Source organism: Kitasatospora sp. NPDC091257 (assembly GCF_044757675.1).
Lineage (GTDB): Bacteria > Actinomycetota > Actinomycetes > Streptomycetales > Streptomycetaceae > Kitasatospora > Kitasatospora lactacystinica.
Window position 1 is genome coordinate 1 of record NZ_JBIVVI010000591.1, and the last position, 5,592, is coordinate 5,592.

General features: G+C 73.9%; 5 protein-coding genes. 2 read left to right on the forward strand and 3 right to left on the reverse strand.

Annotation, left to right across the window (positions count from 1 at the left end; all coding sequences use genetic code 11):
- Positions 1 to 119: 119 nt before the first annotated feature.
- Positions 120 to 383, reverse strand: a complete 264-nt coding sequence (locus tag ACIQOV_RS25030) for a hypothetical protein (protein ID WP_401051998.1) — start codon at positions 381 to 383, stop codon at positions 120 to 122.
- A gap of 229 nt (positions 384 to 612) precedes the next feature.
- Here ACIQOV_RS25030 and ACIQOV_RS25035 point away from each other — a divergent pair, with 229 nt between their 5' ends.
- A complete protein-coding gene (locus tag ACIQOV_RS25035) occupies positions 613 to 2,808 on the forward strand; it encodes a RecQ family ATP-dependent DNA helicase (RefSeq protein ID WP_380540110.1) in 2,196 nt (731 codons plus the stop codon).
- Positions 2,809 to 3,234: 426 nt separating this feature from the next.
- Complete coding sequence (locus ACIQOV_RS25040; protein ID WP_387694101.1) at positions 3,235 to 3,891, forward strand: hypothetical protein; 657 nt, start codon at positions 3,235 to 3,237, stop codon at positions 3,889 to 3,891.
- Between the two features lie 141 nt (positions 3,892 to 4,032).
- On the opposite strand, the gene ACIQOV_RS25045 is transcribed toward ACIQOV_RS25040, so the two are convergent.
- Entirely contained in the window at positions 4,033 to 4,689 is a 657-nt protein-coding gene (locus tag ACIQOV_RS25045; protein WP_401052001.1) for a hypothetical protein, read from the reverse strand.
- A 101-nt stretch (positions 4,690 to 4,790) separates the two neighbouring features.
- Positions 4,791 to 5,489, reverse strand: a complete 699-nt coding sequence (locus tag ACIQOV_RS25050) for a ribonuclease HII (protein ID WP_401052004.1) — start codon at positions 5,487 to 5,489, stop codon at positions 4,791 to 4,793.
- Between the last annotated feature and the right edge of the window lie 103 nt (positions 5,490 to 5,592).

The window sequence follows — 5,592 nt, forward strand, 5'->3', positions numbered from 1 at the left end:
GGGGGGCACCCGCCACCCGATCCTGGGCTGCGGCGGAGGAGCCTCCGTTCTGACCTTCCAACTTGTTGGGCAGACGGCTTTCACCCCCCGGCCGGCTACGGGATCTTCAAGACCGGAGTTCAGGCTGGCAGTAGCGCAGGCTGGCTCTCTGACATGACCAGATCTTTGACAAGAGCGAGTCCCCGCCCCTTCGGGGTGCGTCCATCGGTCGCCACTTGCGCCTCGGAGTGAACACAAAGACTTGACAGGGAATCGTCCGGGTAGAAGCCCAGGAAGTACGGAAGCAGCTCGGCCATGTCGGCCGGGCCGCGCATGACAACCGACCGGTGGTCGGAGGCCGGACCGAGGGACAGAATGACGTGTTCGTTGTTCATCGCGTTCATGGCCGCAAGAGTGGACGCAATCCTCGGACGACACCGGAACCGAGTTTTTTCCTGTGGATAACCCCGCCCCCGAATTTTCCTTCGCTCATTCGGAGTAGGCAAGACTCACTCCCACGGGTGGATTTTGTCTGCCGTTCAGCGGATCAGCGGATGAAATACACCCCGCCTTCCCCCGCTTCCCCTCCCCCGCATTCGTCGCTTGTCAGCGGTACGGGGTTACATGGACGCCATGCAGCAGCCCGACACCCACACCACCGCCACCGCCGACCGCGCCGAGGTCCGGGCGCGGGCCGAGGCCGTCCTGCGCGAGCTCGCCGGCCCCGGAGCCACCCTGCGCGAGGACCAGTGGACGGCCATCGAGGCCCTCGTGGTCGACCGCCGCCGTGCCCTGGTCGTCCAGCGCACCGGCTGGGGGAAGTCCGCGGTCTACTTCATCGCCACCGCCCTGCTCCGGGCCCGCGGCTCCGGGCCGACGGTGATCGTCTCGCCGCTGCTCGCCCTGATGCGCAACCAGGTCGAGTCGGCCGGCCGGGCCGGCATCCACGCCCGCACCATCAACTCGGCCAACAGCGACGAGTGGGCCGCGATCCAGGAGGAGGTCGCCGCGGGGAAGGTCGACATCCTGCTGGTCAGCCCCGAGCGGCTGAACAACCCGGACTTCCGTGACCAGGTGCTGCCCGAGCTCGCCGCCTCCACCGGCCTGCTGGTGGTCGACGAGGCCCACTGCATCTCGGACTGGGGGCACGACTTCCGCCCCGACTACCGCCGGCTGCGCACCATGCTCGCCGACCTGCCGGCCGGCGTCCCGGTGCTGGCCACCACCGCCACCGCCAACGCCCGGGTCACCGCGGACGTCGCCGAACAGCTCGGCACCGGCGCCACCGACGAGCACGCCCTGGTGCTGCGCGGGCCGCTCGACCGGGAGAGCCTCACCCTGGGCGTGCTCTCCCTGCCCGACCCGGCCCACCGCCTCGCCTGGCTGGCCGACCACCTCGAACGGCTCCCCGGCTCGGGCATCGTCTACACCCTGACGGTGGCCGCCGCCGAGGAGGTGACGGCCTTCCTGCGCGAGCGCGGCTTCCCGGTGGCCTCCTACTCCGGCCGCACCGAGGACGCCGAGCGCCGCACCGCCGAGGCCGACCTGCTGGCCAACCGGGTCAAGGCGCTGGTCGCCACCTCCGCACTCGGCATGGGCTTCGACAAGCCCGACCTCGGCTTCGTGGTGCACCTCGGCTCGCCCAGCTCGCCGATCGCCTACTACCAGCAGGTCGGCCGCGCCGGGCGCGGGGTGGACCGGGCCGAGGTGCTGCTGCTGCCCGGGCGCGAGGACGAGGCGATCTGGCGCTACTTCGCCTCGCTGGCCTTCCCGCCGGAGGAGCAGGTGCGCCGCACCATCGACGCCCTCGCCGAGGCCGGCCGGCCGCTCTCCACCGCCGCCCTGGAGCCCCGGGTGGATCTGCGCCGGGCCCGGCTGGAGACCATGCTCAAGGTGCTCGACGTGGACGGCGCCGTCCGCCGGGTCAAGGGCGGCTGGACGGCCACCGGGCAGAGCTGGGCGTACGACGGCGCCCGCTACGCCAAGGTCGCCGCCTCCCGGGAGGCGGAGCAGCGGGCGATGCGCGACTATGCGGCGGGCACCGGCTGCCGGATGGAGTTCCTGCGCCGCCAGCTGGACGACGAGCAGGCCGTGCCGTGCGGGCGGTGCGACAACTGCGCGGGGCCGCTGCACACCCCGGACGTCTCCGCGGAGACGCTGGCGGCCGCCCGGGCCGCGCTCGGCCGCCCCGGCGTGAGCTTCGAGCCGCGCCGGCTGTGGCCGACCGGGATGGACTCGCTGGGGGTGCCGCTCAAGGGCCGGATCCCCGCAGGCGAGCAGGCGGAGACCGGCCGAGCGCTGGGCCGGCTGTCCGACATCGGCTGGGGCACCCGGCTGCGCACCCTGCTCGCCGAGCAGGCGCCGGACGTGCCGGTGCCCGGCGAGGCGGTGGACGCGCTGGTGGCGGTGCTCGCCGACTGGGCCCGGGGCCCGGGCGGCTGGGCCGGGCCCGCGACGACGGAGGGCGCCCGGCTGGAGCGGCCGGTCGGCGTGGTGACGATGGCTTCCTCGACCAGGCCGCGGCTGGTCGGCAGCCTGGGCGCCCGGATCGCCGAGGTCGGGCGGCTGCCGCTGCTCGGCGGGATCGACTACGCCGGCGGGCTGCCCCCGCACGGTGCCCGCAGCAACAGCGCCCAGCGGCTGCACTCGCTGGCCGGCGCGCTGGTCCTGCCCCCGGAGGTGGAGCAGGCGGTGGCGGCCGCCGGTGGACCGGTGCTCCTGGTGGACGACCTCGTCGACTCGGGCTGGACGGTCACCGTGGCCGCCCGGCTGCTGCGCCGGGCGGGGGCGAGCGCGGTGCTGCCGCTGGTACTGGCCGTGCAGGGGTGACGCGACGGCGGAAGGCCGTCGACGAAGCCCACCCACTCACCCGAATGGCCTAACAGAAAGGATCAGGCGAAGCGATTTCGATCACACCGGCCGAACGATCCGGGAAAGGAGTGCTCACCATGCCGACGACGGTTCGCCCTGCCCTCAGGGCGCTGTGGATCAAGGCCCGGAGGCGCCTGCTCGGTACTCGGTCCGCTGTGGAACATATCCGGCAGACCATGGGCTATCGGGTGGCGTTCATCTTTTCATCATTGCCGCTCCGCCCCCGATGCCCTGAGAATTGGGAGGTACCCGAAACCCGGTCCGCTGGCCCCGCCCTTCGGCGTACCCAGGCACCCGCCTGCCCACGGGCCAGGAAGGAGGATCGTGATCAACGGTATCGACCGAGGTCAGAATCCCTTCTCCGGAAGTCCGGAACCCAGACGGGTGCTGGACCTGGAGACCTGGACCGCCTCGGGGATCCCGTTGCTGCGCGACCCCCGCGAGTTCGTCCTGGAACTGCACCAGCATCACCTGCCGCAGCCGGGCACCGTCGTGGTCGCCGTCGTGGACGCGCTCCACCGCCTCGTCGCCTCGGCCTCGTTCACCCCCTGGCCGCACGACACCGACGGCTGGCAGCACCGCAACGCGCTGCTGACGCACCTGCGCCGGATCATTCCGCACGACCTGCGACGGTCCGAGCCGGCCCGGACGGCCGTACTGCTGCGCTGCCGCGACGGCGCACCCGGCTGGACGGAGCAGGACGGCGCCTGGATGTGGGCACTGAGAGACGCGTCCGCGCTCCACGGACTGCGCTGCGGCGCGTACATCGGGCTCACCCCGGCGGGTTGGCAGGTCCTCGGGGACGGACGGGGCGGACGCAACCCGCACGCGGGCTCGTGGGCCGACGGGCCGGTGCACACCGTGACGGAACTGCCGCCGCGCTCGGCGCTGGACGCCCCGCGCAACCACCGCACCCGCCAACAGACCGCCGACCAGGCCGAGCGCGGCGAGGACGCGGCACGCTCCCCGAAGTCCGAGCCCCCGTGGGCAGCGGCGCGGGTCGCAGCGGCCGAACCGACGCGCCGCACCGGCACGGGCTGAGTCCGCACGGGCCACCGGCCCCACCGGGGCGTCGACCGCCGGCCGCCGGCACCTGCCGACGCCACCGGCCCCGAGCGCCGTGGGACGGACCGCGGGCCCGGCCCCGTACGACGGCACCGGGCCCGGGGTGGACGACTGTGGTCAGGCCTTGACCGGACGGCTCGGCGCGGCTCCGGCCGCGCCCACGGCAGCCGGGCCGGCGTCGCCGCAGACCACCAGCAGCGCGGCCGCGTGGCCGAGCGCCTTGGTGTACGCCTCGGCGGCCCGGGCGGACGGTCCGCCGTTGACCACCAGGACGACCACCTCGCGGGTGACCGGACGGGTCAGCGCGGCGTCCGCGTAGAACACGTCACCGCCCTCGGCGAGCTGCGCCCAGTAGCGCTCCTCACCGAAGGAGAGCTCGTGCTGCTGCCACGGGTGGGCCTCGCCGACCGTCAGCACCAGGATGTCGCCCGGATCGCGGCCGGACTCCAACAGCAGGTCGACCGCTTCGTCGGCGTGCTCCACGGCCCGCGCCGGGGTGGCGGCGATCCGTTGGACCTCCACCTGCGGTGCGGCGGGGGCCGGGCGGCGTGGTGCCGGCCCGGGCTTGCGGATCAGTCGCGGCGGGCCCGGACGGGCGGCGCGCGGCGGGGCCGGGCGCGGAGGCGCCGGACGGGGGCCGGGCACCGGGGCCGGGGCGGCGACGGTGGTGGTGGGTGCGGTGGCGGGGGCTTGTGCGTCCGACTCGCGGGGGAAGGGAACGCCGGGGCCCGGGATGCTCTCGTGAATCTCCGGCTCCTCGGGGAAGACAGGCATACCCGGATATCTATCAAATGCCGGTCGGACGCGCACGGGCGCCCCACCCATTGGGCACCGCTCTCCTGCCGCCCCCTCCCGGGGCAATTCCAGACGGATCGTCAGAAACCGAGCGTCAACTGTTCGTCAGCGGACCCACGGCCGTCGCCCGCACCCTCCCGGACGCGCTTGAGATGGCGCCACTTCGGCAGTGCGTCCATGTACGCCCAGGAGAGCCGGTGGTGCCCGGTGGGGCCGAACTCCTCCAGTGCGGCTCGGTGCACCGGGGACGGGTAACCGGCGTTGTCGGCGAAGCCGTACTCCGGGCACCCCTCGCCCAGTTCGGCCATCAGGCCGTCGCGGTGGACCTTGGCGAGCACCGAGGCGGCGGACACGCAGATGCAGGACTGGTCGCCCTTGATCACCGTGCGCACCCGCCAGGGGCCGCCGAGGTAGTCGTGCTTGCCGTCCAGGATCACCGCGTCGGGTTCGACCGGCAGCGCCTCCAGCGCGCGGACGGCGGCCAGCCGCAGCGCCGCCGTCATGCCGAGCTCGTCGCACTCCTGCGGGGAGGCCTGCCCGAGCGCGTACGCGGTGACCCAGTCGGCGAGCACGGGGGCGAGCGCGCGGCGGCGCAGCTCGGTGAGCAGCTTGGAGTCGGTCAGCCCCTCCGGCGCCTTGCGCAGGCCGGTGACGGCCGCGCCCACCATGACCGGCCCGGCCCAGGCGCCGCGCCCGACCTCGTCGAGACCGACGACGATCTTGGCGCCGGCCCGGCGGAGCGAGCGTTCGACGGAGTGCGTCGGGGGGACGATGGGCATGGCGTCTTCCGTTCAGCGGGGGCAGCCTCCAGCCTAAGCCCGGTCCCCGACCGCCGAGTCCGCCCTCCCGGGCGGGCGGGGCCGTCAACGGACGGGCGGGCGG

Coding starts and splice junctions, on each gene's coding strand:
- ACIQOV_RS25030 (WP_401051998.1), bottom strand. CDS start 383: ATGAACGCGATGAACAACGAACACGTCATTCTGTCCCTCGGTCCGGCC.
- ACIQOV_RS25035 (WP_380540110.1), top strand. CDS start 613: ATGCAGCAGCCCGACACCCACACCACCGCCACCGCCGACCGCGCCGAG.
- ACIQOV_RS25045 (WP_401052001.1), bottom strand. CDS start 4,689: ATGCCTGTCTTCCCCGAGGAGCCGGAGATTCACGAGAGCATCCCGGGC.
- ACIQOV_RS25050 (WP_401052004.1), bottom strand. CDS start 5,489: ATGCCCATCGTCCCCCCGACGCACTCCGTCGAACGCTCGCTCCGCCGG.